This window comes from Alcanivorax sediminis (assembly GCF_009601165.1).
GTDB lineage: Bacteria > Pseudomonadota > Gammaproteobacteria > Pseudomonadales > Alcanivoracaceae > Alcanivorax > Alcanivorax sediminis.
The window spans coordinates 620,930-646,845 of record NZ_WIRE01000001.1 but is presented as its reverse complement, the minus strand read 5'-3'; the positions used below and the strand labels follow the sequence as shown (position 1 = coordinate 646,845).

Below are 25,916 nucleotides of genomic sequence, written 5' to 3'. Positions count from 1 at the left end.
AACGGTAATCCCTTCCAGATCGTCGAGTTCGGCGACCTAAAATAACCACTGTCCCTGTAGGAGCTATGCTTGCATGGCGATCCTCGTCTCAGCGAGGTAAGGATTCCAGAGCGTACGCCCTGTAGGAGAGCCAACTTGTTGGCCGAAAAGGCTTTCAGATCGCTACTGCCGCTGCAGAATGATCCAGGCCCCCTTCGGCCAACAAGCTGGCTTTATTCGCTGCGCTCACCCCTTCGGGGTCGCACTGCGTGCGTTACTCCGCTACGCCCCGTTCCTGCAACACCCTTCCTCGCCAAGGCTCGGATCGCCTGCAGGCAGGCTCCTACGGAGGGTGTTTCTAGCTGCCTTTATTCAGAAAGTTCGCCGGGGTAATTTCCCTGGATCCATTCCTTCACTTCCGCCGTTACCTGCTGGGCTTTTTTGCCTTCCGTTTCGATAAGAGGGCTGATGCGGATGGTGATGGTGCCGGGATACCGAACCCATGACCCTTTGGGCCAGCAATCGCCACTGTTGTGGCTGATGGCAACAATCGGGACGCCTGCCTGGCAGGCCAGCATGGTGCCACCATGGTTGAACTTGCCAAGCTTACCCGGGGGTTGCCGGGTGCCTTCCGGAAAAATCAGCACAGGCAGGCCTTGTTGCAGTCGCTCTTTACCTTGCTTGAGCAGCGACTTCAGTGCGGCATTGCCCTTGCTGCGGTCAATTCGAATCGGATTGAGCAAAGCGAGCCCCCAGCCAAAAAAAGGAACCCATAACAGCTCACGTTTGACGACGGTGGTCTGCGGGCAGATCACCGTTTGCAGATAGAAGGTTTCCCAGCTGCTTTGGTGATTGGCGAGGATCAGACAGGGCTGTGTCGGCAAATTCTCGGCGCCGACCAGATTGACCTGAACGCGATTGAGGTGCCGGTCCAGCCACATGGCGCAACGGGTCCAGCCGTTGATGAAACGGTGACGTGGCTTGAGCGGCAGAAAAGGGCCAATCAAGACACACAAAAAACTGTAGAAAATACCGGCAAGGTTATACAGCACGAAAAACAGCGCGCTGCGAACCTTGATCGACAGCGACGGTGCGTCGTGCTGCATACCTAGTCCTTCAAGGTGTAATCAACAAAGTCTGCCAGGGAATCAAACACGGCCACTTCGCCAAGGGATGCAGGTAGTCCCTTGTCTAGCGTTTTCTGTCCTTTGCCAGTGCGTACCAGCACCGGTTGACAGTGGCGAGCCATCCCCGCTTCCAGATCCCTAAGGCTATCACCAATCAGGGGGGTGCCGGACACATCGCCATACTCGGTAACAATCTGGTCGATCAGACCCGGCAGGGGCTTGCGGCAATCACAGCCGTCGTCCGGTGCGTGGGGACAGTGGAAAATCTTGCCTAGCTCACCACCCTGCTCTGCCACCAGTGCCCGCAGGCGATCGTGCATGGCCTTCAACGTCGCCTCATCATAGTAACCGCGACCAATACCGGATTGGTTGGTAGCCACCACCACCGTGTAACCGGCCTTGCTGAGACGGGCAATGGCCTCAATGCTACCGGGAATCGGGATCCATTCATCCACGGTCTTGATGTAGGCATCGGAGTCTTCGTTGATGACCCCGTCGCGGTCGAGGATGATGAGTTTGTTCATGGGTAAAGACTACCAGATAGCAGTGAAGACACTCTTGTGCTCGTTATGGCAATGCCCTGTAAGGGATGGCCTGCTTGCGAGTACCGAGTTTCGAGTTGCGAAAACCTTGAAGCAGTACGATATGCAGGTTTTGCCTTTCGAAACTCGCTTCTCGTCACTCGAAACTGAGGTATCGCGCCGCCAGCGACGCTCCTACGGTGGCGACTTGTAACAACAAAGGCCGCAGTTAACTGCGGCCCCGTTTAAGCGTGTTGCGTGCAGCGTCTTTTATTCCTGCAACAGGCTGATATCGGCCACGTTGAGGAACAGATCGCGCAGGAACACCAGAATGGCCAGGCGGTTATTACGTACCGCTTCGTCATCTGCCATCACCATCACGGTATCGAAGAACGCATCCACCGGTTCACGCAGTTCGGCCAGCATTTCCAGCACACCCTGATAATCACCCTGCTCCAGCAGCGGTTCGGACTGCTCGTAGCTGGCCACCACCAGGTTGGTGAGGGTCTGTTCGGCCTCATCTTCCAGCAAGGCACCGTCGATTTCTTCCGGTGGCTCACCGTCGAGCTTGGCCAGGATGTTGGATACACGCTTGTTGGCGGCAGCCAATGCAGCGGCTTCGTCACGTTGCTGGAAAGCGGCCACTGCTTTGACACGGCGATCGAAATCCAGCGGTTTGCGACAGGCATCGTCGATGGCCAGTACCGACAGGATCACCGGAGTGGCAATGCCCTGCTCCTGGTACATGGCGCGGTAACGGCCCTTGATGAAATCGAACGCTTCATCTACCTGGGCAGCATCAATGCGATCACCCAGTTGCTGGGCTGCCTGATCGAGAAGATCGCGCAGGTCTACCGCCAGGCCATTCTCGATGATGATGCGCAGCACGCCCAGGGTGGCGCGACGCAGGGCGTAGGGGTCCTTGGTACCGCTGGGCTTCTGGCCGATGCCAAAGATGCCCACCAGGGTATCGATCTTGTCGGCCAGGGACACGGCCATGCCGGTCTTGCTCTGCGGCAGGCTATCGCCAGCAAAGCGCGGCAGGTACTGCTCGTAAAGGGCCTTGGCCACTTCTTCCGGTTGGCCTTCTCGTTGGGCCAGGTAGTAACCCATGATGCCCTGCATGGTATCGAACTCGTACACCATCTCACTGTTCAGATCAGCCTTGCTGAGCTCACCCGCTAGTTTGGCCTGGGCGGCATCGCCACCAATCTGTTCGGCAATGGTGGCTGCCAGGCCGCCGATACGCTGGCATTTGTCGGCCACGGTACCCAGCTGCTGCTGGAATACCACATTGGCCAGACCCTCACTGTGCTGGGCCAGGGTCTTCTTGCAGTCGTTGTCGTAGAAGAAGGCGGCATCGGCAAGACGAGGGCGGATGACCTTCTCGTTGCCGGAGATCACCTGCTGGGCATCCTTGGACTGGATGTTGCTGATGGTGATGAACTTCGGCATCAGCTTGCCACTGCCATCCAGTACGGAGAAGTACTTCTGGTGTTCTTCCATGGCACTGATCAGCGCTTCCTGGGGAACGCGCAGGAAGTCGTCATCAAAGCTGCCGGTGAGGGCTTCCGGCCATTCCACCAGCGCGGTCACTTCATTGAGCAGATCAGGATCAATCTGGGCAACGCCACCCGCGGCTTTACCGGCGGCAATGGCCTGCTCTTCAATCATGGCCTTGCGACGGTTGAAGTCGGCGATCACGTGGCCGTCGTTTTCCATGCGCGCCAGATACTCGCCGGCATTGGCCAGCTCGATAGCGCCGGGGGCGTGGAAACGGTGGCCATAGCTGGTGCGACCGGATTGCAGATCGAGCAGCTCGAACGGAATCACGTCGTCACCGAACAACGCCACCAGCCAGTGTGCCGGGCGCACGAATTGCACCTTGCGCTTGCCCCAGCGCATCCGCTTGGGGATGGGTAATTTCTGAATCGCCTGGGCAAAGAATTCCGGCACCAGCTCTACGGTGGGTTTGCCCTGCTCGGTGATCTTGGCTACCAGACGCTCGCCCTTGCCTGTGTCCTGACGACCCAGCTGGTCAACGGTAAGCCCCAGAGAAGCGGCAAAGCCTTGAGCGGCCTTGGTGGCATTACCGTCCTTGTCGAAGGCGGCCTGAACTGCCGGGCCCTGACGTTCGATATCACGGTCGGCCTGCTTGTCGTCCAGACCCCGGACCAGTACGGCCAGTCGACGGGGCGCGGCAAAGCTTTCCACGTCGCCATGGTTCAGACCGGCTTCATCCAGCTGGCGTACAAATTCTTCGGTGAGCGCCGCGCTCAGGGTCGGCAGTGCTTTCGGTGGCAGCTCTTCGGTGCCCAGTTCAATCAGCAAATCCCGGGACATTATTTCTCCCCCTTCTTGTTCGCCTGCTTGGCGGCTTTCTCATCCTGCTTTTGCAGCTCAGCCATCACTTCCTCACGAATCGCCTCATCGGCCATGGGGAAGCCCAGCTTGCGGCGCGCATCGAAGTAGGCCTGGGCTACGGCCCGGGCCAGGGTACGTACGCGCAGGATAAAGCGCTGGCGTTCGGTGACGGAGATGGCCTTGCGGGCATCCAGCAGGTTAAAGGTATGGGAGGCCTTCAATACGTATTCGTAGGCAGGCAGCGGCAGGCCGGCCTCGATCAGCTTGGTGGACTCGGACTCGAACAGGTCGAATTGCTTGAACAGCTCATCCACATTGGCGTGCTCGAAGTTGAAGGTGGACATCTCCACCTCATTCTGCAGGAACACATCACCGTAGGTGACCTTGCCAAAGGGACCATCGGACCACACCAGATCGTAGACCGAATCCACGCCCTGAATGTACATGGCCAGACGCTCCAGGCCATAGGTGATTTCGCCGGTGACCGGGTAGCAGTCGATGCCGCCCACTTGCTGGAAGTAAGTGAACTGGGTGACTTCCATCCCGTTCAGCCATACTTCCCAGCCCAGACCCCAGGCGCCCAGGGTCGGCGATTCCCAGTTGTCTTCCACAAAACGGATATCGTGCACCAGCGGATCAAAGCCGAGCATGCGCAGGGAACCGAGGTAGAGTTCCTGGATATTGTCCGGCGACGGTTTCAGGACCACCTGGAACTGGTAGTAGTGCTGCAGCCGGTTGGGGTTTTCCCCGTAACGGCCGTCGGTGGGACGACGGGAGGGCTGCACATAGGCGCTGTTCCAGTTCTCCGGGCCGATGGCACGCAGGAAGGTGGAGGGGTGAAATGTGCCCGCGCCCACTTCCATGTCCAGGGGCTGCACAACCACGCAACCCTGCTCTGCCCAGTACTGCTGCAGGGCCAGAATCAGGCCCTGGAAAGTCATGATGTCCGTCTGCGGTTTTTCCGCCATGGTGAATCCTGTTGTTCGAGTTCGTTTTGCCGCCAAAAATCAGGCGCCAAGTATACCGGGCTGAGGGAGCCGGTGATACCGTATGGGCTGCCTCAAACCTGATAAGGAATGTCAGCCGATGGAACGCTGTCCCTGGTGTGGAACCGATCCACTCTATCAGCACTATCACGACCACGAGTGGGGAGTGCCGGAATACGATGAACAGGCCCTGTTCGAGTGTCTGAATCTGGAAGGCGCCCAGGCCGGCTTGAGCTGGATTACGGTGCTGCGCAAGCGCGATCGCTACCGACAGGTGTTTGATGGCTTCGATGCGGAACGCATCGTCCGCTACGGCGAAGTCAAGGTGGCAGAGCTGTTGGCGGATCCGGGCATTATCCGTAACCGGCTGAAGGTACGGGCGACCATTGGCAACGCCCGGGCCTATCTGGAGTTACGCGAAGAAGGGCGCAGTTTCAGCGATTTTCTATGGGGTTTTGTCGATGGTACGCCGCAGATCAATCACTTTTCCAGCATGAAGGAGGTGCCTGCCGCCACTCCCCAGGCTGAGGCGATGAGCAAGGCACTGAAGAAACGGGGCTTCAAGTTTGTGGGCCCGACCATTGTGTATGCCTTCATGCAGGCTACTGGCATGGTCAACGATCACCTCACCAGCTGCCCGAGGCACAAGGCGCTCTCCTGACTTTCCACCGGGGGAGCATCGTTTGCAGGGCCATGGCGAGCAACGAGTTTCGAGTGACGAAAACCTTCCGCTTCCGCCAGGTTGTTTTTGATTTTCGCAACTCGTTACTCGCAACTCGACCCTGTTTGCGTGGCGCCGCCAATATTCCTTTTGTCACCGTTGATCTTGCTGACGGAAAAGTTGGTATACCCCTTGCTCTGTTTCTCATTGGAGAGTGGAAAAAATGAGACAGGATGTCTGAAGGGTGCAACGTCATGAATAACAGCAAGCCCATCGCCATCATCAAGACGGGGTCAACCTACCCGCACATCAGCAATCACTATGGCGATTTTGAACAGTGGATCAGCCATGGTCTGGGCACCGCTGCCCCGGTCTGGGTCGTGGATGTACCGGAGGGGGATGCCATGCCTGAGGCGTCGGATCTGGCTGGTGTAGTGATTACCGGCTCCCACGCCATGGTGACTGACCAGGCGGACTGGATGAACACCTTGATTCACTGGTGTTATCGCACGATCCATCAACACCCAGCCTTGCCCGTGCTGGGGCTGTGCTTTGGCCACCAGTTACTGGCTCAGGCACTGGGCGGTGAAGTGGCCGATAACCCCATGGGGATCGAAGTGGGCACGGTGCCCCTGCGGCTGACGCAAGCCGGTCATCAGGACGCCCTGTTAAGTGCCATCGAGAACCACCCGTGGGCACAAGTGGTGCACACACAGTCAGTACTCACTCCGCCCCCGGGTGCCGCCGTGCTGGCCAGCAATGTTCATGACGCCTGCCAGGCCTTCCGGTACGGAGACTGCGTCTGGGGGGTGCAATTCCATCCTGAATTCAGCGCCGATGTGATGCGAGCTTACCTGCAGGCGCTCAGCGGCGAGAGCCTGACACAACAGCAGGTGGATACCTATCTGCAGGAAGTGCGTGAGTGCGAGGATGCCAGCAGCATCCTCAGCAGCTTCGCGAGACTGATCCTGCCCCAGGTGGCGTAAGTACCAACATTGTAGGAGCCCATGCTTGCATGGCGATAATCGGGCTGACTCAGTATGTCGGCCCGACCACTGACGCGACATTTACTGCTCCGGGCAGAACCGCTTTGCAGCTGGAGGCTTGTAGTCCGCGGCCAGCTAGTGATCGCCATGCAAGCATGGGCTCCTACAAAGGATTCCATTTTTCTATTCTTCGTGAAGCTGCTCGCCGGTGATGCAGTCGATGCCTTGATGGGGGCCTAAAGGCCATAGATAGAAGAGGATTCGGCAGCCGTCTTTATAACGGAAATACCTGAGTGAAGGACCGGAAAGACCCCAAACGCGCGGACTTTCCTGAGTGAAGTCGTCCGGGAATTTGCCTTCACGGCCATGCTTAGCAAGCAGGTGGATCCGGGTTTCCCGCAGCATCCGATCCCCGGCATCCTCCCATGCCTGACTGTATTCCAAAATGCCAAATCGCAGCATCAGGGCCAACAGGAATAAACCTGTCAGGCCCATCAGGAATCTGGACATCGAGATTACTGAGCCGGTTGGCTGTTCCCGCCGAACACCGCACCGATCAGGGCGCTGCCCTGCTGCATGGGGTTGTTGCGGATCAGGGTTTCCTGCTCGCCAATGCGGGTGTAGAGCTGGTCCATGCTGTTGTCGATCACATACCCTTCCAGGTCCAGGCTGGGTTTGTCAGTGAGTGGTAACTTATCGTAGGCGGCAAGGAACGTCTTGTACTGGTCGTAGAAGCCGGTCTTCTGGAGGTTCTCTTCCACGATGGGCTGGAAGCGCTGGCGCAGGCTGGTTTCGGTCTCGCCCCGGAAGTAGGTGGTGGCTGCAGTGTCGTCGCCCTGAATGATGCCCAGTGCATCATCCACACTCATGGCGTTGATGGCATTCTTGAAGACCGGGGCACCCGCGGCTACGGCCTTTTCGGCACCACGGTTCATGGCGGTTTCTACCTTGTCCACATAGCTGCCCATGCCGAACTGGCGCAGGGTGTTGGCGATGGGCTGTGCGGCCTGCGGCAGTTGCAGGTTCATGGCGCCTTCCTGTGACAGCTGGGCGGCTGCAGCATCAGTGCCCTTCACCAGCGCTTCCTTGATCCCGGCAGCCAGCTTCTCATCGGTGTTGTAGCCGGCACTCTTGGCCATATTGTTACCCATGCTCACCCAGGGCATCACGGCTTCCATGTTCTGACAGCCGGCCAGCACCAGGCCCAGCGAGAGAGGGACGATCGGCAGAAGTTTCTTCACAGCAGGTCTCCTTGTTTTGGATGTTCATGCTACTGCATAGGAGGTGGGCTGCTAAACTCCTAATTTTCTGTAGGAGCGTCGCTGGCGGCGGGATTATTAGCACGAGAGGCGAGTGACGAGTTTCGAGTACCGAAAACCTGCAAGCGGTGCCGATTGTTGTTTTTGCCTTTCGAAACTCGCTTCTCGAAACTCCAAACTAGCTTCATTGTGCCGCGAGCGCCGCTCCAACAGCAGGGGTTGAAATGACCGAAGACGATTACCGCGAACAACACAAACAGCGCCTTGCCTACATGCCATGGCTGTACGGACGGTTGAAGCCGAAACACCTGGCCTGGGCCGCGCCGTGGCAAGCCGGGATTCAGCAGCGGCTCAGTCAGCTGGAGACGGTACATTTTGGCGAGCACTGCTTTGTGGCGCCGCAGGCCGTTCTGTTGGCTGAACCGGGTCGCGACATTATCGTGGGTGATGGCAGCCAGATCGCCGCAGATTGCGTTATTCATGGTCCAGTCAGTCTGGGTTCCCGGGTCAGCATCAATCACCATGTGAGCCTGGATGGCGGTGCCAGCGGCATCCATATTGGTGATGACAGCCGCATTGCCGCTTACTGCACCCTCTATGCCTTCAATCACGGCATGGCGGCGGATCGCACGGTGCGCGAGCAGCCGGTGACCTCCCGGGGAATCCATATTGGTCGTGATGTCTGGGTTGGCGCCCGCGCGGGCATCGTCGATGGGGTGACCATCGGGGATCATGCCGTAGTGGGCATGGGGGCAGTGGTCACCCGGGATGTACCGGCCTGGACCATCGTGGCGGGCAACCCTGCCCGGCCCATCGGGCGTCGCCCCGGGGCTCCTGAACAGGCTGAGACATAAGCCGTAACATCCTCTTTGTTGAACATCGTTTAAGTAATGTGGTCCACTGACGCCAGTTAATTAAACAGTGTTTAATGAATAACAACACAAAGGGGTTTCCCATGGACGAAAGTACGATCCAGCGCCATTCCAGCGGATGGCTGTTCTATGTAAAGGCGTCCTTCGCCATCAGTCTCGGCTTGATGGTACTGGGCATTGTCTGGCTGCCCACGGACTTGTGGATCAAGGGGTATCTGGTGATGGGCTGCATGTTCGTGGTGGGTTCCACCATCACCCTGGCCAAGACCCTGCGTGATGACCACGAGGCGCGGCGGCTGATCAACCGGATCAGTGATGCCAAGACCGAACGGTTGTTGAAGGAATATACGGACTAAACGCCAGCTGCTGGATGCCCGAGGGCCGACAGGGCGTACCTTGATAGAGAGGAAAAAAGCATGGCTACTGCATGGAATAAATTGAAGACATTGATGCGCGGGCAGACGCGCGTGAGCATGGAACAGATCGTCAATGCCAACGACATGTTGCTGCTGGATCAGCAGCTCTACGAAACCGAACAGGCCCTGCGCGATGCCAGGCGTCAGTTGGCCCGATTGATGGCGGAGGAAAAGATCAATCAACGTCGTAATGCCGAGTTGCTGGCCAGTGTCCGCCATTATGAGGATGGAGCCCGCCAGGCGATGGCGACAGATAACGAGGCGCTTGCCCTGGATATTGGCAAGCGTCTGGCCGAGCTGGAGCAGCAGCAAACCCGCCTCGCACGGCAGAGTGTGACGCTGGAGCAGCAGAAGACGGAATTTCAGTGTTTTATCAAACAGGCCGCCGACAAATTGAAAACGCTTCGCCAGGAGCAGTCTCTTGCACGGACCCAGGAAGCGCTATTCGGACAGGCCCGTCAAAGAGACAATGAGCACCGTGGTCTGGCGCAGCGACTCAGTGACAGCCAACAGACGCTACAACAGATTCAGCAACGGCAGGAAGAATGTCGGCTGTTGTGGCAAAGTGAGGTGCAGCTGGGGGCCGACATGGGCGCATCCACGGGGGACAGTCTGGATCAGCGTATGGCGGAGGCCGGTATAGGCGACAGCCAGACCCGCCGGGCAGAAGAGATACTGGCGGGGCTGCGCGAAGCAAAAGCGTAGGCATCGAAACTCGCATCTGTCCTTGGCGGAGATGCCCTGAGGCATTTCCGCTCTACGGCATGATTAAACAACAAGGAAATTCGGTGGCTCGTCGTAATCAACACAGTCGTGAAGAACTTCGGGGCCTGGCGATTCAGGCAGTACGGGACCTGGTGGTGGAACACGGGCTGGAAAAGCTGAGTGTACGCAAGGTGGCCGATCGCATCGGTTACACCGCGGGCATGCTTTACCATGTGTTCAGCAATCTGGATGATCTGATCCTGAATGCCAACGCGGATACGCTGGCCCAGCTACTGGATGCCATGACCGAACCTGCAGACCGGTCAGCACGAGACCAGCTGCACCATATGGCCGCCGTCTATGTGGCCATGGCCCGCGAGCAGACGGCACTGTGGAAGATGGTGTTCATGCATCAGATGCAGAATGCGGCGGAGGTCCCCGGCTGGTATCTGGAAAAGACTGCGGCGCTGTTCGCCCGGGTAGAACACAGCATGGCACAGCTGGCGGGGGGGCAAAGCCATGAACAGATTCACCTTGCTGCCAGAACCCTGTGGGGCAGCGTTCACGGCATTGCCGTTCTGGCGGCAGATGACAAGCTGGTGGTGGCCGGGGATGTGAATGAGCAGGCGATGATTGAGTCGTTGTTGCAGCATTATCTCAATAGCTGGGCGGGGGAATAACAAGCGACAAGCTACGAGCTGCAACACGGACCAAGCTGATTGAAAAATAAAGCGCTGGAGTCCGCGCTACTGTTTGGGGCGCGGCCAGAAAGAGTATCGTTACCAAAGCCAGTGGTTCGCGTTGTCGCTTGAAGCTTGAAGCTTGCTACTCTGGCCTCGACAAAAACAGAAAGGCGAAAAAATGAAGAAAGGGTTGCTCTCATTAGTCGCGTCCCGCCGTTTCGGGCCGTTCTTTTTTACCCAGTTCCTGGGCGCCTTTAACGACAATGTGTTTCGTCAGGCACTGATTCTGCTGATCGCCTCGGGAGTGGTCAGCACGGTGAGCGTCAACACCCTGAACAATATGGCGCTGGCCTTGTTTATTGTGCCCTTCTTCCTGTTCTCGGCGCTGGCTGGGCAAGTAGCGGATAAATATGACAAGGCCTCGCTGGTGCGAAAGATCAAGTTTGCCGAGATCTGCATCATGGCAGTGGCGGCGGTGGGGTTCTATTTCGATGCCGTTTACTTCCTGCTTGGCGTTCTGTTTTGCATGGGGCTTCAGTCCACCTTCTTCGGCCCGATCAAATACTCCATCATTCCCCAGCATCTTGATGACCGGGAACTGGTTTCAGGCAATGCACTGGTGGAAATGGGAACCTTTCTGGCGATTTTGCTCGGTTCCATTTCCGGTGTGTTGCTGAAGATGGACGGCGCGGGGGATGGTGTGGTCGCCACGGCGGTGGTGAGCCTGGCGGTATTGGGTTATCTGGCAGCAAGGGGGATACCCTCAGCACCAGCGGCGGACAGTGGCCTCAAGCTGAACTGGAACCTGTTCAAGGAAACCTGGCACATCGTCGGTTACGCCCGGGAAGTGAAATCGGTCTGGATGTGTGTACTGGGCATTTCCTGGTTCTGGTTCCTGGGCGCGGCCTACACCACGCAGCTCAAGGTCTATGTGGATGACTACCTGTTCGGGACCGAAGGCCTTTATGCCCTGTTACTGGGAACGTTCTCCATTGGCATCGGGCTGGGCTCGTTTCTGTGTGAAAAGCTGTCGGGCAAGCAGGTGGAACTGGGCCTGGTACCGCTGGGCTCTATTGGCTTGAGCCTGTTTGGTATCGATCTGTTCTTCTCCTACGCCGGATTGGCAGGCCAGGCTCGGGCTGTGGAGCTGGTGGGTATCTCCGGCTTCCTGCAGCAGCCGGCTGGCTATCGGGTTCTGTTGGATCTGCTCGGGATTGGCGTGTTTGGCGGCTTCTATATCGTGCCGCTGTTCGCCTTTATCCAGCACCGTTCCAACCCTCATCATCTGGCCCGGATCATTGCGGCCAATAACATCCTCAATGCCTTGCTGATGGTATTGTCAGCAGCGGCCGGCATCGTCTTTGTCGGCCTGCTGGAGTTCTCCGTGCCGGAATTCTTCCTGGCCCTGGCCATCGCCAATGTGGTGGTCGCGAGCTACATCTATACCGTGGTGCCGGAATTCCTGATTCGCCTGCTGGTGTGGATGCTGACCCACACCATGTATCGGGTGAAGCATGAGGGCATGGATAACATTCCGGATGAGGGCCCCTGCGTGCTGGTGTGCAACCATGTGAGCTATGTGGACGCCCTGTTGTTGGCCGGTGCCATTCGCCGCCCGGTGCGTTTTGTCATGTTCAAACCTATCTATGACATGCCGCTGCTGAACTATATCTTCCGTACCGGCAAGACCATCCCGATTGATTCCAAAACCCGCAATCCGGAAATCTACGAGCGGGCGTTTGTGCGTATCCGTGAGGAACTGGACGCCGGGGAAGTGGTGTGTATTTTCCCGGAGGGCAAGCTCACCCAGGATGGCGAGGTGGATGAATTCAAGGCGGGTATCGAGAAGATCATTGCCACAACCCCCGTGCCGGTGATCCCCATGGCGCTGTCTGGCCTGTGGGGAAGTTTCTTCAGTCACAAGGATGGCCCTGCCCTCACCCGCGCCCCGAAACGGTTCTGGTCACGAATCAAGTTGTCGGTGGGCCAGGCGGTGGCGCCAGAGGCTGTGGTAGCAGAGGATCTGCGTAACCGGGTGCTGGCCATGCGTGAGCGCCCATGAAACTGGCTGGCACGGAATAGTCATTCCTGTCACTGTTCTGGGGGATCGTTGGTCGGACGGGTTGCGCAATCAATACGCACAGTAACTTGCAGATTAGCGAAAACCACGCACACTCAATAATAACGATTGGGGCGTTTACCTTCGCCCCGACACAATAACAACAGGAACATTGCGTGTCGGAATCCACCTTGTCGCCCTCAGGCTTGCGGGCAAAGCTTCAGCAGCTCCTGTTACAGCTGCCCCCGGTGCAACGCGCCGATGAACGTCTTCACCAGGTCGAGCATGACGTCTTGCAGAACCTGAAGCTGCGGCTGGAAGCACTGGATACGCCTGGCGAGCTGGCCGGCCCGCCTGAAACGCTGGGGCAGCTGCTGGAAGTGTCCATGGAGCAGAGCCAGGTCCAGGCCCAGCGCATGCTGGTCAGCCAGATACTGGCAGGACTGACCGCCGATGAAGCCCGTATCCTGGCTGCCTTTTCCGATGGCAGTGCCTTTCCCATGCTCACCGTTTATGCCGGAGGACGCTTCACGCGTGGTGAAGTGGTTTACCGGCATTCCAGCGTTGGCCGTGCGGCAGGTACCCAGTGCGGCGACATGATCGGCTACTACCTGCACCGGCTGTTCGAGCGCGGCTGGATCATGGCCACCGGCTTTGAGGAAGCAAAGCGCACTGAATATGAATTGCTGGAAGGAGATAGCGGATTCCGCAAGGCCCTGAGTCAGTTGCAGCAACACTGGCCCAAATTGAAACCGCAGCGTGAATCTGTTCGCTTCAGTCCACTGGGGCATCTGCTGTGGCAGCAACTGGTCGCGGATGGCGAAGCCGACAGGGAAGAGGAGTAAGCGGTGATTACCGATCTGGATTTGATCCTGGCAGATTTGCAGGCCAACTGGCTGCTGTATCTGTCCATGCCGTTTGTGGCGGCGGCTATCGGATATGGCACCAAGGTGGTGGCCATCAAGATGATGTTCAAGCCGCTCAAGTTTGTCGGCATCCGGCCCTATTTGGGCTGGCAGGGCATTGTACCGAGCAAGTCAGCCACCATGGCCAGTATTGCCTGCGATCTGATGATGGAACGGCTGCTCAAACCCGAGGATGTGTTTGACCGGCTGGACCCGAACCGGGTAGCGGAAGAAATCCGCGAGCCGTTGATCCGCTCGGTGGAAGACATCACCCGTGAAGTGGCAGCCAAGTATCAGCCCGGACTGTGGGAGTCAGCGCCGGAGCGGGTCAAGAAGATGATCATCCAGCGCATCCAGAACGAAGCGCCGCACATGGTCGAACTGATCATGCAAGACATCAAGACCAATATCACACGGGTGTTCGATCTCAAGGATCTGGTCATCAATGCCCTGGTGCGCGACAAGGAATTGCTGAATCGGGTATTTCTCGAAGCGGGCCATGTGGAGTTCAAATTCATCCGCAATTCCGGTATCTGGTTTGGTTTTGCCATCGGTGTTGTTCAGGCCGTGGTCTGGGCATTTACCCATAACGTGTGGGTGATCCCGCTCTTCGGTCTTTTCACCGGCTGGTTTACCGACTGGCTGGCCCTGAAGATGATCTTCAACCCCAAAAAACCTACCCGCTATCTGGGTTTGTTTGAGTGGCAGGGTCTGTTCCTGAAACGACGCAAGCAGGTGGCCGCACGCTATGGTGCGCTGGTGGCCAGCGAGATCGTTACGCCGGCGGCCGTGATTGAGGCCATTCTCAAGGGCCCCCTGTCAGACCGCCTGTTTGGTCTGGTCCAGAAACAGGTGCAGCGCACCATGGATGAACAGGCAGGCCTGGCCAAACCGCTGGTGGTGTTTGCGGTGGGCAGCACCAAGTATCAGGAAATGAAACGCACCGTGGCCGACAAGGTCATGGAGCACCTGCCGGAAACGCTCAGCCACATGGAAGCCTATGCAGAGGAAGCCATGGACCTGAAGAACCTGCTGGTGACCAAGATGCAGGAGCTTACCGAAGAGGAGTTCGAGGGGCTGTTGCGGCCGGCGTTCCAGCAGGATGAATGGATCCTGATTACCGTGGGGGCAGTACTGGGCTTCCTGGTCGGTGAATTGCAGGTGCACGTGATGCTGCACTTTGCGGTACCGATAACTTGAACCTGCGCAGTTTAATGGCTGGGGTTGTGCTGCTGTCCGGTTGTACCCTGGGTAGCAGCGGTGACTTTGCTGATTGGGATGATGAATGCCGTGAGGATCCCTATCAGCGAAGTGCTGACATGGCCGCCTACCACCGGCACACCGCCATGAATGATGAACTCCGTGAGTTCTGGGCGGAAGATCAACGTTTCTACGAAGAGCGCATCAGCGACGATTGCGACGACTGATCTGCGTGCGGTTTCTTAATTTCCTTCATCATGACGGCCGTTGCCAAAGCACGTTACCGGTTGCGGCCTGAAAGCAGTCCTTGCGCTATACCAGGCTGTCACCCTTTCACCAAAATGTAAGACATTAGCCACTACCCATCTTTCCCGCGCCCATTAAAATATCCCCCTTCAATAAAAAATGACTGGGGGAAGACATGTTGGAACAGGTCAAGAAGATTCTGCCGTTCAAAGGGGTGGCAGGGATGGTAGTGGGGGCGTTGGCGCTGCTGATTGTGGGGCAAAATTCCATCTTTTATGCCGAGCCGGGCTACGTGTATCACGTGCGTACCCTGATGGGTAACGAGGAGGTGGTCTCCGATGTGGGTTACCAGTTCTACCTGTTTGGTCGCTGGAATTCCTGGAAGCGTGCCTTGACGGTACAGGCGGTACGTGGCGGCAGTGAAACCCTGGATTATGTGGAGGTGGAAAGCTCGGAAACTTCCGCGGCCCTGCCACCGCAGAACATCATGTTCCTGGACCAGGTGGATGCCAACGCCCAGGCGACCGTGCGCTTCACGATCCCCACTGACCAGGAAAGCTTCTTGCACCTGGCCCATGAATATCGCACTCCGGAAAACCTGTTGCGCACCGCTCTGATTCCCGCCTTCAAGGAAACCCTGCAGGCCAACGCCTCATTGATGAGCGCGGAAGAGTACTACTCGGGGGGGCGTACCGAATTCAACACCGAGTTCGAGAACCAGATGATCAACGGCATCTATATCGTGCGCCGTGAAGAAGTCAGTGAGAAACGGGTGGGAGAGATCAAGGGCTCAGCCAATGTGGCCATGGGTACTGATCAGCAAGACTATGGTGATGACAGCAAGGTTGTCTTCGTTGTGCGCAAGATGACCGACGAAGCCGGTATTCCGTTGCGCAAGTCCCAGCGTTTCATCGATTACGGCGTTACCGTGGTGGAAGCCCGTGTGACCCAGATGGATCCCAATCAGCGCTTTGTAGAGCGCATGCAACTCAAACAAAAGGCTTCGGCGGATCGTGCCATTGCGCGTGAACAGCGGGTGCAGGAAGAAGAGCAGCGTCTGCTGGCCATTGCCCGTGGTGAACGTGAAGTGGCCGAGCGTCAGGCCAAGGCCAAGGTAGACCAGATCCAGCGCACCACCGAAGCGGAAACGGAAAAACAGTTGGCAATTACTCAGGCACAAAAGCAGAAAGAGCAGTCTGAAATCGAAAAGGAAACGGCGCAGATCCAGCTCGAGAAAGCCCGTATCGAAGCGGAAACCCGTCGTACCTTGGCTGATGCGGAAGCCTACCAGAAGAAAGCGGTGCTGCAGGCGGATAACGCACTGGCGCAGAAGCTGGATGCTGAGATCGAAATCCAGAAAATCTGGGCCCAGGCGTTCGCCAACCGCAAGGTGCCGCAGTATGTCTTCGGTGGCGGTGAAGGGGGCACCCCCACCGGCTCCGACGGCGAGACCCGCGCCTTCATGCAAATGCTTACTCTGGATGCGGCCAAGCGCCTCAGCTACGACCGGGATGTGAAGAAGTAAGCTAATTGGCAGAGGCCGGTACCAGCCGGCCTCTGCCGTTCATTTGCAACTTGCTCCTCTTTCTCCCTACCCGCTACAGTAGCGTCATGCTGCACATCACCCGCAATCTCACCATCCCTGAGTCTGAAATCGACCTGCAGGCCATCCGTGCCCAGGGCAGCGGTGGGCAGAACGTCAACAAGGTTTCTTCCGCCATTCATCTGCGTTTCGATATCCGCGCCTCTTCCTTGCCCGAGATTTACAAGGAACGCTTGCTGGCACTCAGCGATCAGCGCATCAACAGCGATGGGGTGGTGGTGATCAAGGCCCAGCAGTTCCGTACCCAGGAAAAGAACAAGGAGAATGCCCTTGCCCGTCTGGCCCAGCTGATTCAGAGCGTCACCGTGGAGCAGAAGAAGCGCAAGGCCACCCGCCCCACTTTGGGGAGCAAGAAGCGGCGCATGGACAGCAAGACCAAGCGGGGCCAGATCAAGTCCCTGCGAGGGAAGATAGATCCCTGATCCGCCCCTTGGCGATTCGCCCGTCAGGGTTTGCGGTTGCCGAGTGGAATCATGATGTGGGCGTAGGGTGTGCCCTTCCACATCACATAGGGTCCACCACTTTCAGGATCGGTGCTGAGTCCTTCCAGCGTGGCCGGGTTCGGCACCACGATCATCAAGTGCGGGCCTTCCGCTACCCACTGGTTGTCCTTGGTGGGTTCCGTCGCAAACGGGTCAATATTGCTTACGCCGACGCCGTCACCACCGTACATATAGCTGATCCCGATGCGGTCCGTGCTGAAGGGTTTCTTGCCGATCCAGGCCTGGGCCAGCGTATTCCATACGCTATCCACACACATGGCATCCTTGCCATGATCCAGTTCCTTGCCGGGATAGCAGATCCAGCCATTGTCGCCTTCGCGCAACACGGTCCCTGCCATATCCATGATGGTGGCGTTGTCGGTGATTTCCGTCGGTCCGGCTTTCAGCGCATCCTTGATCATGGCCTTGTGACTGGCCATGGGATCCGCGGACGAAGACGGCACCAGAAGTGCAGCCAGGAATAAACTGAACAATAGACGTTTCAGAGAAGTAGACATGACCAGATCCTCCATGATGTAGGGCGGCTGAAGGCTGGCTCGCGGCAGCCTGATCAGCGCTGTTGTATCGACGATACGTCGGCAACACAGGCCACGACGCCGCTAGCGGCGCAATGGCACTGCGCTGGTTAGCCCGCCGTGGCGGGGTCGATCACGGCGCTGACCCGAGAGATCCTTGTCAGGGGAAAACCGCCGCGCTCCGCATGATCACGGATAGCTTGCTCATTTGGGGCAATGTAGACGCAATAGACCTTGTCGCCGGTAACATAGCTTTGCTGCCACACGGTATCCGGGCCCATGGCCTTGAGAACGTCACAGGATTTTTGCGCAATGCCCTGCAGGTCGGCATCAGACAGCTTGTCGGCTTCAGGCAGGTCGCGCTCGATGATGTACTTCGGCATGACAACCTCCTTTTCGCGTGTATCTCTTACTTATGGTACGCCCCCATGGCCTGGATGAGACGACTCCATTGGGAGTACAGGGTGTCAGGCGGGTGCCATCGGTTCGTTGACACAAACCCTCCCCCGGCTTGGCATTATCGGACTGCTATCTCCGCCCTGCCCTTTGTTAAGCTTGTGCCGCACGAACTGAAAGGAGCACTGCCATGAAAGCCATCACCACCACCGGGTGGGGACCGAACACCAAACTGATCCTCTCGGAAATGGATGCACCGGCAAAACCGGGTCCGGATGATGTGCTGGTGGATGTGCATGCCGCGTCGGTCAACCCCAAAGACTGGAAGCTCAACTTTCATCTGGCCATGGCCGCAACCCCCGTTGGCACACAGCGTTTGCCACCGATCTTCGGTGACGATCTGGCGGGTGTGGTCATTGCCAAGGGCGCCAATGTACGTCATTTCGAGATTGGTGATGCGGTGTATGGCATGGACATGCGCCTGCGCACGGCGTCGCTGGCGGAGCAGGCCCGTATCAGCCAGCACCGGGTAGCCAAAAAACCAAAGAATCTCAGTTTCAATGAAGCCGCCTCACTGCCACTGGCGGCCTTAACGGCCTTGCAGGGGCTTCGCAAGGGCGGTGCCCAGGCCGGTAAATCGGTATTGATCATTGGCGCATCCGGCGGGGTCGGTACCCTGGCGGTACAGATCGCCAAACAGATGAAGATGCACGTCACCGGGGTATGCAGTACTCGCAATCTGGATTTTGTGCGAGCGCTTGGCGCGGACGCCTTGATCGATTACACCAAGGGCGATTACCGCAAGACGGCCGGGGAGTTTGATATCGTCTTTGATGTCACCTCCTACGAAACCCCTCTGACCTGCAAGGCTTTGCTGGGAAGAAAGGGGCATTTTATTTCCACCGGTGGGCAGGGCATGTCCATGCTGGCCACGCCGCTGTATCGGGTACTGGGTAAGAAAGCCGACACTGTGGTGGTGGAATCCTATCGTCAGGATCTGGATACCCTGGCGGACATGGTCGAACAGGGTACGCTCAAACCGATCATCGATAGCGTGTTCCCACTGGAAGACAGTGAAGCCGCCTATGAGCGCAATCGCAGTGGTCGCTGCCGGGGCAAGGTTGTGATCGAGGTGCTGGCAGATTAAAGAATGGCCAGAAGGTCTGAACAGTGATCCCTGGGAATCAGGCCGGTCGGACTCGAGCCCCCGCCCCGGCCTGATGTATCACGGTACTCAACCGTTTCGGGTGTGCTTGATGAACATCACCTTCATCAGAATCATGGCCACCAACAAGGTAATGGAACTGATGGCGAGCACCGGCTCGAGCGCCTTTGCGCTTACGAAGCTGCCGTAGAGCAGGAACAGGCTGACCAACACGACAATGGTGCCTGCCTGGTGGAGGTAATACTGAACCTTGGCCAGACTACTGGTCAGGTTGCCCAGCCAGACTTTATGGCACAGGGCGTAGGCCATGGAGATCACAAACCCGATCAGCATGATATGCGCGTGGGTGACGTGTTGAATGTGGTTATGACTGGCCGCCATATGAATGCCCAGCAGCATGCCAACGATGGCATAGCCCAGGGCTGTCATCATGAATTTCCGGTCCATGTTTCATCCTTCCCTGAAAAATAAAAAGCATAATCCGCTTTAGGAAGAATGGGTATAACCGCATTTTTCAATAGGCCCAAACGGTTGTATTGCCGCCCCGGGACAAAGTACAGCAACATTGATCTGTGTCTATACCCCCCCTTTCGAGCGCTGTTAGCGTGAAGCATGAATTAATCCCGGAGGTGGATCATGCGTATCGTTTGGGGTCCGCAATACGAACTGGATATCCTGGTCATCGACCAGCAGCACAAACGCATAGTGGAATTCATCAATGCGCTGGATAAATTGGTTGGTCAGCCCGATGCCTACCTGGGCGTAGCCCGGATTCTGTATGATCTGGTCGACTACACTGAATCGCATTTCAGCTTTGAAGAAGCGCTCATGGAACGGGCGGGCTATAAGGAGCTGGACGACCATCACAATGTGCACCGCAAATTTACCATGCGGATTGAATCGCTACTGCGAAGTACGGAGAAAGGGGAAGATGTGGCCGAAGCCCTGCTGCAGTTGCTGGAAAAGTGGTTGTTGCATCATATCCTGGAAGAGGATCGCGCTTACGCCGATGAAGTGCGCGACTTTATCAACAGCATCGGCCGTGAGCGGCTGGGAGGCTGGGTGAATGAGAATGTCCGCAAACACTTCCGGGTAACCTGACCGGGAAACGTTTGCGGAGTGTTATTACCCCTTCTGCTTTGATGCCCAGATCGCCAGTTTGTGCTGGATGGCAGGTTGCGAAACCTGATCTTCCGGCAGGGGCTGGATCACCCCGTCATGCACCAGCAATCGATAGATATACAACAGTTTCTCCGATGCTGAATCCGTGGCCTCAAACTCCACCACTCCCCTTCCCTCGGCGTAGGCCACGCCAATCTGCATGGCCTTCTTCACCAGTTCCTTCTCATTCTTGAGCTTCTTCATGGTGCGCCTCACACGTGGTTCCCTGGGTAGAGACTGACACAAAGCGGCCGGCGTAGTAAGACGGCGAATCTTCACCTGCAACCGCACGCTTTCTGATAGCGTAACCTGATGCGAGCGCGGACATTTGTTTCCGCTGGGGGTTCGGTTATGCCTTTCAGACCAATCATCGTGATACGCAGTGCGCTGGCCTTCGTGCTGCCCCCCATCGTAGGCATGCTGCTGTTTGTGGTCTGCCTGCCGTTTGGCCGTCGCCGGGCCATCAACCTGGGGATTGGAGTGGTGACTCGCCTGGGGCTGGGCCTGGCCGGTATCCGTTTGCAGGTGGAGGGGGAAGCAGCGCTGCTGTCACAACGCCCCGCCGTATTCGTGATTAACCACCAGAGTGGCACCGACCCGATTATCGTTGCCTCACTGGTGCGCCGGGATATGGTGGCCATCGGCAAGCACGAACTCCAGTTCCATCCCCTCCTTGGCCCCCTGATGAAAATGTTCGGTACGGTATTCGTGAAGCGGGAACAGGGCATCGGTCCCCAGGTACTGGCGCCCTTGCTGCCCGCGCTGGCGGCGGGCGATGCGGTGGTGCTGGCCCCGGAAGGCCGGCGCAGCCGCGATGGCCAGCTGCAACCGTTCAAGCCCGGTGCGCTGTGGCTGGCACAACAATCCGGAGCGCCCCTGATCCCGATCGTGCTGCATAACAGCGGCGAGATTCTCCCCGCCAAAGGGCTGCTGATGAAGCCGGGTACGGTACGCATCACCGTGTTGCCACCTCAGCCAGCCACATTGACAACCGAACAACTCCGGCAGGTGTTCGCCCGTGCGCTGGCTTAGGTGCGGGCTGGCACTGCTGTGGTGGCTGCCGGCCAGTGTGCTGGCCGAAGGGGTGATGCGTACGCCGCTGCCGGGACCGGACCGGTTTGAGCTGCAGGCAGCGTTGCCTGTCCCCCTTGCTGAATTGCTGCCCATTCTGGAACGGCCTTGCCATGTAAGGCAGTGGATGCCGGGTATTGAAACTCTGACAGTGCTTGAGCGCCCTTCCGCCACACAGACTCTGGTGTACATGGCTCGCAAGGCGCCCTGGCCGTTGAGCGGCCGTGATGCGGTGACGTTGTTTGAGCGCCACCCCGGAGAGCCACTGGTACTGACCATGTCGGGCAAGCCTGACGCCTGGCCTGACCAACCGGGGCATGTGCGCGTACCCTATACAGAAGGTAGCTGGACCTTGCAGGCGCAGGGTGACATTACCCGCGTGGTGTATCGGCAACAAGTTGACCCAGGCGGTGGCATCCCGCAGTGGCTGGCGGACCGGCTGGCACCGGGACAAATGGAAGCGGCACTGGCCGCACTGGAGGCGTATGTACGCGATCCGCAACGGACTGGCTGCCCTGCTGATTAGCCTGATGCCCATCGGGCAGCTGGCAGCACAAACTGACACCGACTGTGAGCAGGCTGTCTTTGCCCTGCATCAGGCATTGAATCGCGCTGGCATCAAGGATGCCCAGGCGAATACCCTGCCGGGTTACCCGCACCTGGGCATTGATCGCTGGCTGGCCTATCAGCAGCAACAGGCCCGCTCACCGGCGCAACAGCAGCACTGGATTCGCCTGAGTACTGACAAAGCCTGGCAGGATCTGTCAGTGATGAGCTTGCGCCTGGCGGACAAGGGTGAACCCTTCACGCCTCAGTCGGCACATCAGATCATCGCTACCTGCTTACCGGTGCTGGCCGCCCGTACTGATTTCGATGCCCTGCCCCGCGCCGAGGTGGCGGATAGCTATGCCACCTGGTTACGTGTGGTGGGGCTGTATCCCGTTACCGCCTGGTTGGCGACGGGCTCAATCGATAACTACCACGATGAAATGACCGCCCGCTTCAGCGATCCGGCGCCCACGCCGCAACGGCAGTTCGTCCCCCCCACCGTGGTCGGGTTTCCGGTTGCTCCGGCAGCCCTGTCAGACAACCCACTGAAGATTCCCCTGCCCGATGCACAGCAACGTCAGGACCTGTTGTTGCACTACGCGCCCGTTGTGATGGTGGCGGATTCTCAGCGATGGAATCAGCCCGGCCGCGTGGCGCTGGATGAGAACGGAGAGCCGTTGCTCTCCACTCGAGAACCAGTCAGTTACACCTGGATCAGCTGGACCCGCTACCGTGGGCAAAACCTGCTGCAACTCAACTACCAGTTCTGGTTCAGTGAACGTCCCAGGACGGGGGTATTCGATGGTTACGGCGGCACATTGGATGGTGTGATCTGGCGGGTAACACTGAAGCCGGATGGCAAAGTGCTGTTCTATGACAGCATTCATCCCTGTGGTTGTTACCACAAGGTGTATCCGGTGGATGCCGAGCTGGTGGCTGCCGATATGCAAGGCGATAAACCCGTGTTTTATCCGCAGCAGGTAGCCGATGCGTACGCCGAGCGCATTGCGCTGCTGCTGGCCCCGGACACCCACTATGTTGTGCGCATCACCTCGCCCGAGGAGCATCTGCCCACCGACAGCTACGGTTTTGTGGATGCAGATGCACTCCGGGCCTTACCTCAGCCGAATGGCCAACACGGCAGCCTCTTTAATGGCAAAGGGCTGGTGCCGGTGTCAAAACGCGGTGAGCGTTTTTATCTCTGGCCCATGGGCGTGCCGTCCGCCGGGGCCATGCGCCAGCCGGGGGAACACGCCATTGCCTTCAAGGGGCGCCGGCATTTTGATGATCCGGGTTTAGTGAACATTTTGTTTGAATGACATCGCCTGGCGAGTGGATCAGGACGACAACAGATGAATGATGTTGTTCGGGCTGGCGATCCAGAAGGCAGCAAAACCTTCCGGCAATGGCTCGATTTCATCACGACGCTGCACGCCTTGCGCCTCAAGGTAGGCCGCGGCGGCGTCAATATCGCTCGCCACTACTTCCAGCCAGATCTCGGACTGACTCAGACCCGCTACACAATCCAGCCAGAGGACCTTGTCGCCAAACTGAAAGCGGGGCGTATCACCCGGTTCGCTACCGGTAATGTCGGTGAACCGCAGCACCTCCCGATAAAAGCGAACGGTCGCCTCGTATTCATGCGAGGGAATCTTCATGGCAATGTTGTTGCCGGGGGTAAAGGTGGGCTCCATGCCGCTGTCCTCTGTCATCAGTAAAGGCGATCAGTCCCTGCTCTTCAGTGCACGAAAGGCATGGCGACACTGATTGCCCAGCATCCACCAGCCCACACCGGAAAACAGTAAGGCAATCAGGCCGATCATGAAATACATGCCCCAGCGGATATCCCGATAGAGCAAGGCGTCTTTGGGGTAGTCCGGGTCCACAAAACACCGGAACGGCTGCTGGCTGTCTCGGTATTCTTCCAACTCGCGCACAATCACCCGGTGATAACTGGTGCCATCCTCCGGCCCATACAGCGACACCCGATCGCCCAGATACTCTTGCCCATCAAACTGATAGCGATATCGCGCGGTACTTTCATAGGTAATGCTGCCGCTACTGCGATGCTCCTGCAGCTTCACCGTCTCAATGATGGCGGGCACTTCCACCCAGTGCTGTGTGATCCGCCACTGCTGGATGGGCAGGCCTATCAGGTACCAGGCAGCCAGGAGCGGAATCGCAATAAAAGCCAGGGCGATGATGACGATTTGGTGGTCGAAGTTGTGTTGGTTTAGGGGCATGCTGTAACCGTATTGAGGTGTACGAAAATGGTGATCAATAATATTGGAGAGAGAGGTTGTGGGGTCCCTCTCTCTCAGCGCATAATAATCACATTATCGAAATCGCTAGCCCTTTTTGTTCCTGCTTTTTAGAAATACTGAGTGATTCCCGATACTCAGCTGCTTCAGCCTTCATTGTCCAGTGAACATTCTTGTAACCTGCTGCTTCAACCTCAGAACGAATATCAGCAATTGAAACCTCGAAGAACTCTTTTCTTGGATTAACTTTATTTACAGATTGCAGGTCAAATGCCTTATGCATTTCTCTTTCAAGGGCTGGTGCATCCTCACTGTAAATCATCGCATGAATATCAAAATCAAATGGTACAGAAGCATCGCCAAGTTCCTTGACTCTATCTTTGGGCTCTAATCGACGAGTCATGCCAACTTTGTAAATGTTTTCACCAAAGCTGCCGATGTTGCTTATTACATACACATGGCCACGCCTGGTTTGCTGTGCCATTGACAAGGCTCGCTGCCCGCGCTCCTCGGCTTCTTTTAATTTCTCCTTAAGAGAAAGTAATTGATCTTCGTACTTCTGTCTCTGCGCATCTGATGCTCCTTCAAGCTCTTTCCTGGCCTTTTCCATGGCCTCTTGTAATAAGCGCTCCTCCTTTTCAGCTGCTTTTATTGCTTTTTCCATTTCACGCTGTGCTCGTTCTTCTTCACGGATTTGGTCCCGTATCTCTTTCTGTTCTTCTTTTTCCTGCTTTTGTAGTTCATAAGTGGCAACAGCCCATTTAAGTTCTTCAAGCCGGGCGTCTAAGTACTCCCTGCGAATACGGGCATTACGAAAAGGTGCGCCATTGTGGTTAACGAGAGCGAAAGCATCGATAATTTCTTGCTTAATTTTTCCGAAATTATCGTGTTTTACCTTTGAAAGAGCTGAATCAACTTTTCCGTTAAAAGCATCTACTGCAAAATGTATAGCGTATGTTCTTCGAGTGTTCTCAGAGTAGTCACATTCGCCAGCTTCATTGGCTTTTACCATGTTCCTTACTTGTGAACGCGCGAATTTTAGCTTTTCACCCGCATCTTTGTGCCCGAAATCTTCAGCCAGGTCGTCCAACACCGATAGGTTGGGTACAATGTAATCATCCTTGTAGCCTTCAATGGCATTCTTCATTGCCTTTATTGCAGATTCGTAGGAATCAGCCTTCTCTTTGGCCTCTATAGCTGAACCGGCAATTTCAAAGGCTCTGGCATTGGCGTCCTCTACTATTCTATGGGCAGCATCCTTTGCTTGAGATACATGTAGCTCTGCATCTGATTTCGCTTTTGCTAGCGTGGACTTAGCACTTTTTTGTAAAGATTCAGCTTCCGCTACTATGCGGTCTGCTTCGGATTTGGCATCGGTTACGGGTTTGTACTTTTCAATTAATTCACTATGCTCTTCTGATAATCCAGAAAATTTAGTTTCTAGGACAGAGAGCTGCTTTAAGGCTTTATCCTTTTTGATCTTTTCTATTAGTCCCCAGATTATGGGCGCCACAAAGATTGCAAAAAGAAAAAATATGCCTATCCATTCGTTTGCGTTTTCACCGTCCATGGGATTCCCTTATTAAATCTCAGATGTTTTTTATATTGGGTTTGGAGCTAATGTTCTCGGTTTAATATATTAAATGCAAAAAAAATCCGATAACGGGATTGGGTATGAAGGGCACGGATTCAAGCTCAGGAGTGATTGATGGCTTAGTGTGCC

At 56.8% G+C, this 25,916-nt stretch carries 31 protein-coding genes; 18 read left to right on the top strand and 13 right to left on the bottom strand.

Features of this window, described 5'->3' with window-relative positions:
- Positions 1-347: 347 nt before the first annotated feature.
- The 4 genes from GFN93_RS02825 to glyQ all read right to left on the bottom strand — a co-directional run bounded on the left by GFN93_RS02825 (position 348) and on the right by glyQ (position 4,959).
- Positions 348-1,085, bottom strand: a complete 738-nt coding sequence (locus GFN93_RS02825; protein ID WP_153498903.1) for a lysophospholipid acyltransferase family protein — start codon at positions 1,083-1,085, stop codon at positions 348-350.
- Positions 1,086-1,087: 2 nt separating this feature from the next.
- Positions 1,088-1,630 (bottom strand): D-glycero-beta-D-manno-heptose 1,7-bisphosphate 7-phosphatase, encoded by a 543-nt coding sequence (gmhB, locus tag GFN93_RS02820; RefSeq protein ID WP_153498902.1) that lies wholly within the window; start codon positions 1,628-1,630, stop codon positions 1,088-1,090.
- A gap of 267 nt (positions 1,631-1,897) precedes the next feature.
- The gene (gene glyS / locus GFN93_RS02815; RefSeq protein ID WP_153498901.1) at positions 1,898-3,970 is read right to left on the bottom strand and encodes a glycine--tRNA ligase subunit beta; all 2,073 of its coding nucleotides are present in this window, start codon (positions 3,968-3,970) and stop codon (positions 1,898-1,900) included.
- Positions 3,970-4,959 (bottom strand): glycine--tRNA ligase subunit alpha, encoded by a 990-nt coding sequence (gene glyQ, locus GFN93_RS02810; RefSeq protein WP_153498900.1) that lies wholly within the window; start codon positions 4,957-4,959, stop codon positions 3,970-3,972. The genes glyS and glyQ overlap by 1 nt, the downstream gene beginning before the upstream one ends.
- Before the next feature lie 118 nt (positions 4,960-5,077).
- Between glyQ and GFN93_RS02805 the strand changes: the two genes are divergently transcribed.
- The 3 genes from GFN93_RS02805 to GFN93_RS02795 are packed head-to-tail and all read left to right on the top strand — an operon-like array spanning position 5,078 to position 6,624.
- Complete coding sequence (locus GFN93_RS02805; RefSeq protein WP_153498899.1) at positions 5,078-5,638, top strand: DNA-3-methyladenine glycosylase I; 561 nt, start codon at positions 5,078-5,080, stop codon at positions 5,636-5,638.
- Positions 5,639-5,691: 53 nt separating this feature from the next.
- Positions 5,692-5,865, top strand: a complete 174-nt coding sequence (locus tag GFN93_RS02800; protein ID WP_153498898.1) for a hypothetical protein — start codon at positions 5,692-5,694, stop codon at positions 5,863-5,865.
- 6 nt (positions 5,866-5,871) lie between these two features.
- Positions 5,872-6,624: a glutamine amidotransferase gene (locus GFN93_RS02795; protein ID WP_235901628.1), complete on the top strand. Its 753-nt coding sequence runs from the start codon at positions 5,872-5,874 to the stop codon at positions 6,622-6,624.
- A 183-nt stretch (positions 6,625-6,807) separates the two neighbouring features.
- Here GFN93_RS02795 and GFN93_RS02790 read toward each other — a convergent pair whose 3' ends face one another.
- Together GFN93_RS02790 and GFN93_RS02785 are read right to left on the bottom strand one after the other, a co-directional pair.
- Positions 6,808-7,134, bottom strand: coding sequence for a hypothetical protein (locus tag GFN93_RS02790; RefSeq protein WP_153498897.1), 327 nt, complete (start codon positions 7,132-7,134; stop codon positions 6,808-6,810).
- 5 nt (positions 7,135-7,139) lie between these two features.
- Entirely contained in the window at positions 7,140-7,865 is a 726-nt protein-coding gene (locus GFN93_RS02785; protein ID WP_328594160.1) for a DUF4197 domain-containing protein, read from the bottom strand.
- Between the two features lie 242 nt (positions 7,866-8,107).
- Between GFN93_RS02785 and GFN93_RS02780 the strand changes: the two genes are divergently transcribed.
- From GFN93_RS02780 to arfB, 10 genes are all read left to right on the top strand, one after another.
- Positions 8,108-8,737 carry an acyltransferase gene (locus GFN93_RS02780; RefSeq protein WP_153498896.1) on the top strand — a complete coding sequence of 210 codons (630 nt, stop codon included), beginning with the start codon at positions 8,108-8,110 and terminating at the stop codon, positions 8,735-8,737.
- Positions 8,738-8,838: 101 nt separating this feature from the next.
- The gene (locus GFN93_RS02775; RefSeq protein WP_153498895.1) at positions 8,839-9,111 is read left to right on the top strand and encodes a YiaA/YiaB family inner membrane protein; all 273 of its coding nucleotides are present in this window, start codon (positions 8,839-8,841) and stop codon (positions 9,109-9,111) included.
- A gap of 60 nt (positions 9,112-9,171) precedes the next feature.
- Positions 9,172-9,876, top strand: a complete 705-nt coding sequence (locus GFN93_RS02770) for a PspA/IM30 family protein (RefSeq protein ID WP_153498894.1) — start codon at positions 9,172-9,174, stop codon at positions 9,874-9,876.
- Between the two features lie 83 nt (positions 9,877-9,959).
- Positions 9,960-10,556 (top strand): TetR/AcrR family transcriptional regulator, encoded by a 597-nt coding sequence (locus tag GFN93_RS02765; protein WP_328594159.1) that lies wholly within the window; start codon positions 9,960-9,962, stop codon positions 10,554-10,556.
- Positions 10,557-10,737: 181 nt separating this feature from the next.
- On the top strand, positions 10,738-12,621 hold the full coding sequence (locus GFN93_RS02760) for an MFS transporter (RefSeq protein WP_153498892.1): 1,884 nt from the start codon (positions 10,738-10,740) through the stop codon (positions 12,619-12,621).
- Positions 12,622-12,794: 173 nt separating this feature from the next.
- On the top strand, positions 12,795-13,463 hold the full coding sequence (locus GFN93_RS02755; protein WP_328594157.1) for an Abi-alpha family protein: 669 nt from the start codon (positions 12,795-12,797) through the stop codon (positions 13,461-13,463).
- A 3-nt stretch (positions 13,464-13,466) separates the two neighbouring features.
- Positions 13,467-14,723, top strand: coding sequence for a DUF445 domain-containing protein (locus GFN93_RS02750; RefSeq protein WP_328594156.1), 1,257 nt, complete (start codon positions 13,467-13,469; stop codon positions 14,721-14,723).
- Positions 14,724-14,737: 14 nt separating this feature from the next.
- Positions 14,738-14,950, top strand: a complete 213-nt coding sequence (locus GFN93_RS02745) for a hypothetical protein (RefSeq protein ID WP_153498891.1) — start codon at positions 14,738-14,740, stop codon at positions 14,948-14,950.
- Positions 14,951-15,144: 194 nt separating this feature from the next.
- Positions 15,145-16,494: an SPFH domain-containing protein gene (locus GFN93_RS02740; RefSeq protein WP_153498890.1), complete on the top strand. Its 1,350-nt coding sequence runs from the start codon at positions 15,145-15,147 to the stop codon at positions 16,492-16,494.
- An 86-nt stretch (positions 16,495-16,580) separates the two neighbouring features.
- The gene (arfB, locus tag GFN93_RS02735; RefSeq protein ID WP_153498889.1) at positions 16,581-16,994 is read left to right on the top strand and encodes an alternative ribosome rescue aminoacyl-tRNA hydrolase ArfB; all 414 of its coding nucleotides are present in this window, start codon (positions 16,581-16,583) and stop codon (positions 16,992-16,994) included.
- Positions 16,995-17,017: 23 nt separating this feature from the next.
- Here arfB and GFN93_RS02730 read toward each other — a convergent pair whose 3' ends face one another.
- Together GFN93_RS02730 and GFN93_RS02725 are read right to left on the bottom strand one after the other, a co-directional pair.
- Entirely contained in the window at positions 17,018-17,572 is a 555-nt protein-coding gene (locus tag GFN93_RS02730) for a hypothetical protein (protein WP_208993714.1), read from the bottom strand.
- Positions 17,573-17,700: 128 nt separating this feature from the next.
- The gene (locus GFN93_RS02725) at positions 17,701-17,973 is read right to left on the bottom strand and encodes a DUF4242 domain-containing protein (RefSeq protein ID WP_153498888.1); all 273 of its coding nucleotides are present in this window, start codon (positions 17,971-17,973) and stop codon (positions 17,701-17,703) included.
- Between the two features lie 203 nt (positions 17,974-18,176).
- Between GFN93_RS02725 and GFN93_RS02720 the strand changes: the two genes are divergently transcribed.
- Entirely contained in the window at positions 18,177-19,133 is a 957-nt protein-coding gene (locus GFN93_RS02720; protein ID WP_153498887.1) for an NAD(P)-dependent alcohol dehydrogenase, read from the top strand.
- A gap of 87 nt (positions 19,134-19,220) precedes the next feature.
- Here GFN93_RS02720 and GFN93_RS02715 read toward each other — a convergent pair whose 3' ends face one another.
- Positions 19,221-19,598, bottom strand: a complete 378-nt coding sequence (locus tag GFN93_RS02715; protein WP_153498886.1) for a TonB-dependent receptor — start codon at positions 19,596-19,598, stop codon at positions 19,221-19,223.
- Between the two features lie 189 nt (positions 19,599-19,787).
- Here GFN93_RS02715 and GFN93_RS02710 point away from each other — a divergent pair, with 189 nt between their 5' ends.
- A complete protein-coding gene (locus tag GFN93_RS02710; RefSeq protein WP_153498885.1) occupies positions 19,788-20,252 on the top strand; it encodes a bacteriohemerythrin in 465 nt (154 codons plus the stop codon).
- Positions 20,253-20,276: 24 nt separating this feature from the next.
- Here the strand turns inward: GFN93_RS02710 and GFN93_RS02705 are convergent, their stop codons facing one another.
- A complete protein-coding gene (locus tag GFN93_RS02705; RefSeq protein ID WP_153498884.1) occupies positions 20,277-20,516 on the bottom strand; it encodes a DUF5062 family protein in 240 nt (79 codons plus the stop codon).
- Between the two features lie 147 nt (positions 20,517-20,663).
- Between GFN93_RS02705 and GFN93_RS02700 the strand changes: the two genes are divergently transcribed.
- From GFN93_RS02700 to GFN93_RS02690, 3 genes are read left to right on the top strand one after another with little or no spacing between them, the layout of a single operon-like run.
- Complete coding sequence (locus GFN93_RS02700) at positions 20,664-21,344, top strand: lysophospholipid acyltransferase family protein (RefSeq protein WP_194285733.1); 681 nt, start codon at positions 20,664-20,666, stop codon at positions 21,342-21,344.
- The gene (locus GFN93_RS02695) at positions 21,331-21,909 is read left to right on the top strand and encodes an START domain-containing protein (RefSeq protein ID WP_153498882.1); all 579 of its coding nucleotides are present in this window, start codon (positions 21,331-21,333) and stop codon (positions 21,907-21,909) included. Before GFN93_RS02700 ends, GFN93_RS02695 begins: the two co-directional genes overlap by 14 nt.
- Positions 21,869-23,251 carry a hypothetical protein gene (locus tag GFN93_RS02690; RefSeq protein WP_153498881.1) on the top strand — a complete coding sequence of 461 codons (1,383 nt, stop codon included), beginning with the start codon at positions 21,869-21,871 and terminating at the stop codon, positions 23,249-23,251. The genes GFN93_RS02695 and GFN93_RS02690 overlap by 41 nt, the downstream gene beginning before the upstream one ends.
- 18 nt (positions 23,252-23,269) lie before the next feature.
- On the opposite strand, the gene GFN93_RS02685 is transcribed toward GFN93_RS02690, so the two are convergent.
- The 3 genes from GFN93_RS02685 to GFN93_RS02675 all read right to left on the bottom strand — a co-directional run bounded on the left by GFN93_RS02685 (position 23,270) and on the right by GFN93_RS02675 (position 25,763).
- A complete protein-coding gene (locus GFN93_RS02685) occupies positions 23,270-23,644 on the bottom strand; it encodes a VOC family protein (protein ID WP_235901627.1) in 375 nt (124 codons plus the stop codon).
- Positions 23,645-23,656: 12 nt separating this feature from the next.
- The gene (locus tag GFN93_RS02680) at positions 23,657-24,175 is read right to left on the bottom strand and encodes a DUF3592 domain-containing protein (RefSeq protein WP_153498880.1); all 519 of its coding nucleotides are present in this window, start codon (positions 24,173-24,175) and stop codon (positions 23,657-23,659) included.
- 88 nt (positions 24,176-24,263) lie between these two features.
- Positions 24,264-25,763 (bottom strand): DUF4041 domain-containing protein, encoded by a 1,500-nt coding sequence (locus tag GFN93_RS02675; RefSeq protein ID WP_153498879.1) that lies wholly within the window; start codon positions 25,761-25,763, stop codon positions 24,264-24,266.
- Positions 25,764-25,916: the final 153 nt, after the last annotated feature.

What these genes read in the sequence shown, in the direction of transcription:
- GFN93_RS02825 (WP_153498903.1), bottom strand. Translation starts at nt 1,085, where the DNA reads ATGCAGCACGACGCACCGTCGCTGTCGATCAAGGTTCGCAGCGCGCTG.
- gmhB (WP_153498902.1), bottom strand. Translation starts at nt 1,630, where the DNA reads ATGAACAAACTCATCATCCTCGACCGCGACGGGGTCATCAACGAAGAC.
- glyS (WP_153498901.1), bottom strand. Translation starts at nt 3,970, where the DNA reads ATGTCCCGGGATTTGCTGATTGAACTGGGCACCGAAGAGCTGCCACCG.
- glyQ (WP_153498900.1), bottom strand. Translation starts at nt 4,959, where the DNA reads ATGGCGGAAAAACCGCAGACGGACATCATGACTTTCCAGGGCCTGATT.
- GFN93_RS02805 (WP_153498899.1), top strand. Translation starts at nt 5,078, where the DNA reads ATGGAACGCTGTCCCTGGTGTGGAACCGATCCACTCTATCAGCACTAT.
- GFN93_RS02795 (WP_235901628.1), top strand. Translation starts at nt 5,872, where the DNA reads ATGTCTGAAGGGTGCAACGTCATGAATAACAGCAAGCCCATCGCCATC.
- GFN93_RS02790 (WP_153498897.1), bottom strand. Translation starts at nt 7,134, where the DNA reads ATGTCCAGATTCCTGATGGGCCTGACAGGTTTATTCCTGTTGGCCCTG.
- GFN93_RS02780 (WP_153498896.1), top strand. Translation starts at nt 8,108, where the DNA reads ATGACCGAAGACGATTACCGCGAACAACACAAACAGCGCCTTGCCTAC.
- GFN93_RS02775 (WP_153498895.1), top strand. Translation starts at nt 8,839, where the DNA reads ATGGACGAAAGTACGATCCAGCGCCATTCCAGCGGATGGCTGTTCTAT.
- GFN93_RS02770 (WP_153498894.1), top strand. Translation starts at nt 9,172, where the DNA reads ATGGCTACTGCATGGAATAAATTGAAGACATTGATGCGCGGGCAGACG.
- GFN93_RS02760 (WP_153498892.1), top strand. Translation starts at nt 10,738, where the DNA reads ATGAAGAAAGGGTTGCTCTCATTAGTCGCGTCCCGCCGTTTCGGGCCG.
- GFN93_RS02745 (WP_153498891.1), top strand. Translation starts at nt 14,738, where the DNA reads ATGGCTGGGGTTGTGCTGCTGTCCGGTTGTACCCTGGGTAGCAGCGGT.
- GFN93_RS02740 (WP_153498890.1), top strand. Translation starts at nt 15,145, where the DNA reads ATGTTGGAACAGGTCAAGAAGATTCTGCCGTTCAAAGGGGTGGCAGGG.
- arfB (WP_153498889.1), top strand. Translation starts at nt 16,581, where the DNA reads ATGCTGCACATCACCCGCAATCTCACCATCCCTGAGTCTGAAATCGAC.
- GFN93_RS02730 (WP_208993714.1), bottom strand. Translation starts at nt 17,572, where the DNA reads ATGTCTACTTCTCTGAAACGTCTATTGTTCAGTTTATTCCTGGCTGCA.
- GFN93_RS02725 (WP_153498888.1), bottom strand. Translation starts at nt 17,973, where the DNA reads ATGCCGAAGTACATCATCGAGCGCGACCTGCCTGAAGCCGACAAGCTG.
- GFN93_RS02720 (WP_153498887.1), top strand. Translation starts at nt 18,177, where the DNA reads ATGAAAGCCATCACCACCACCGGGTGGGGACCGAACACCAAACTGATC.
- GFN93_RS02715 (WP_153498886.1), bottom strand. Translation starts at nt 19,598, where the DNA reads ATGGACCGGAAATTCATGATGACAGCCCTGGGCTATGCCATCGTTGGC.
- GFN93_RS02710 (WP_153498885.1), top strand. Translation starts at nt 19,788, where the DNA reads ATGCGTATCGTTTGGGGTCCGCAATACGAACTGGATATCCTGGTCATC.
- GFN93_RS02705 (WP_153498884.1), bottom strand. Translation starts at nt 20,516, where the DNA reads ATGAAGAAGCTCAAGAATGAGAAGGAACTGGTGAAGAAGGCCATGCAG.
- GFN93_RS02700 (WP_194285733.1), top strand. Translation starts at nt 20,664, where the DNA reads ATGCCTTTCAGACCAATCATCGTGATACGCAGTGCGCTGGCCTTCGTG.
- GFN93_RS02690 (WP_153498881.1), top strand. Translation starts at nt 21,869, where the DNA reads ATGTACGCGATCCGCAACGGACTGGCTGCCCTGCTGATTAGCCTGATG.
- GFN93_RS02685 (WP_235901627.1), bottom strand. Translation starts at nt 23,644, where the DNA reads ATGACAGAGGACAGCGGCATGGAGCCCACCTTTACCCCCGGCAACAAC.
- GFN93_RS02680 (WP_153498880.1), bottom strand. Translation starts at nt 24,175, where the DNA reads ATGCCCCTAAACCAACACAACTTCGACCACCAAATCGTCATCATCGCC.
- GFN93_RS02675 (WP_153498879.1), bottom strand. Translation starts at nt 25,763, where the DNA reads ATGGACGGTGAAAACGCAAACGAATGGATAGGCATATTTTTTCTTTTT.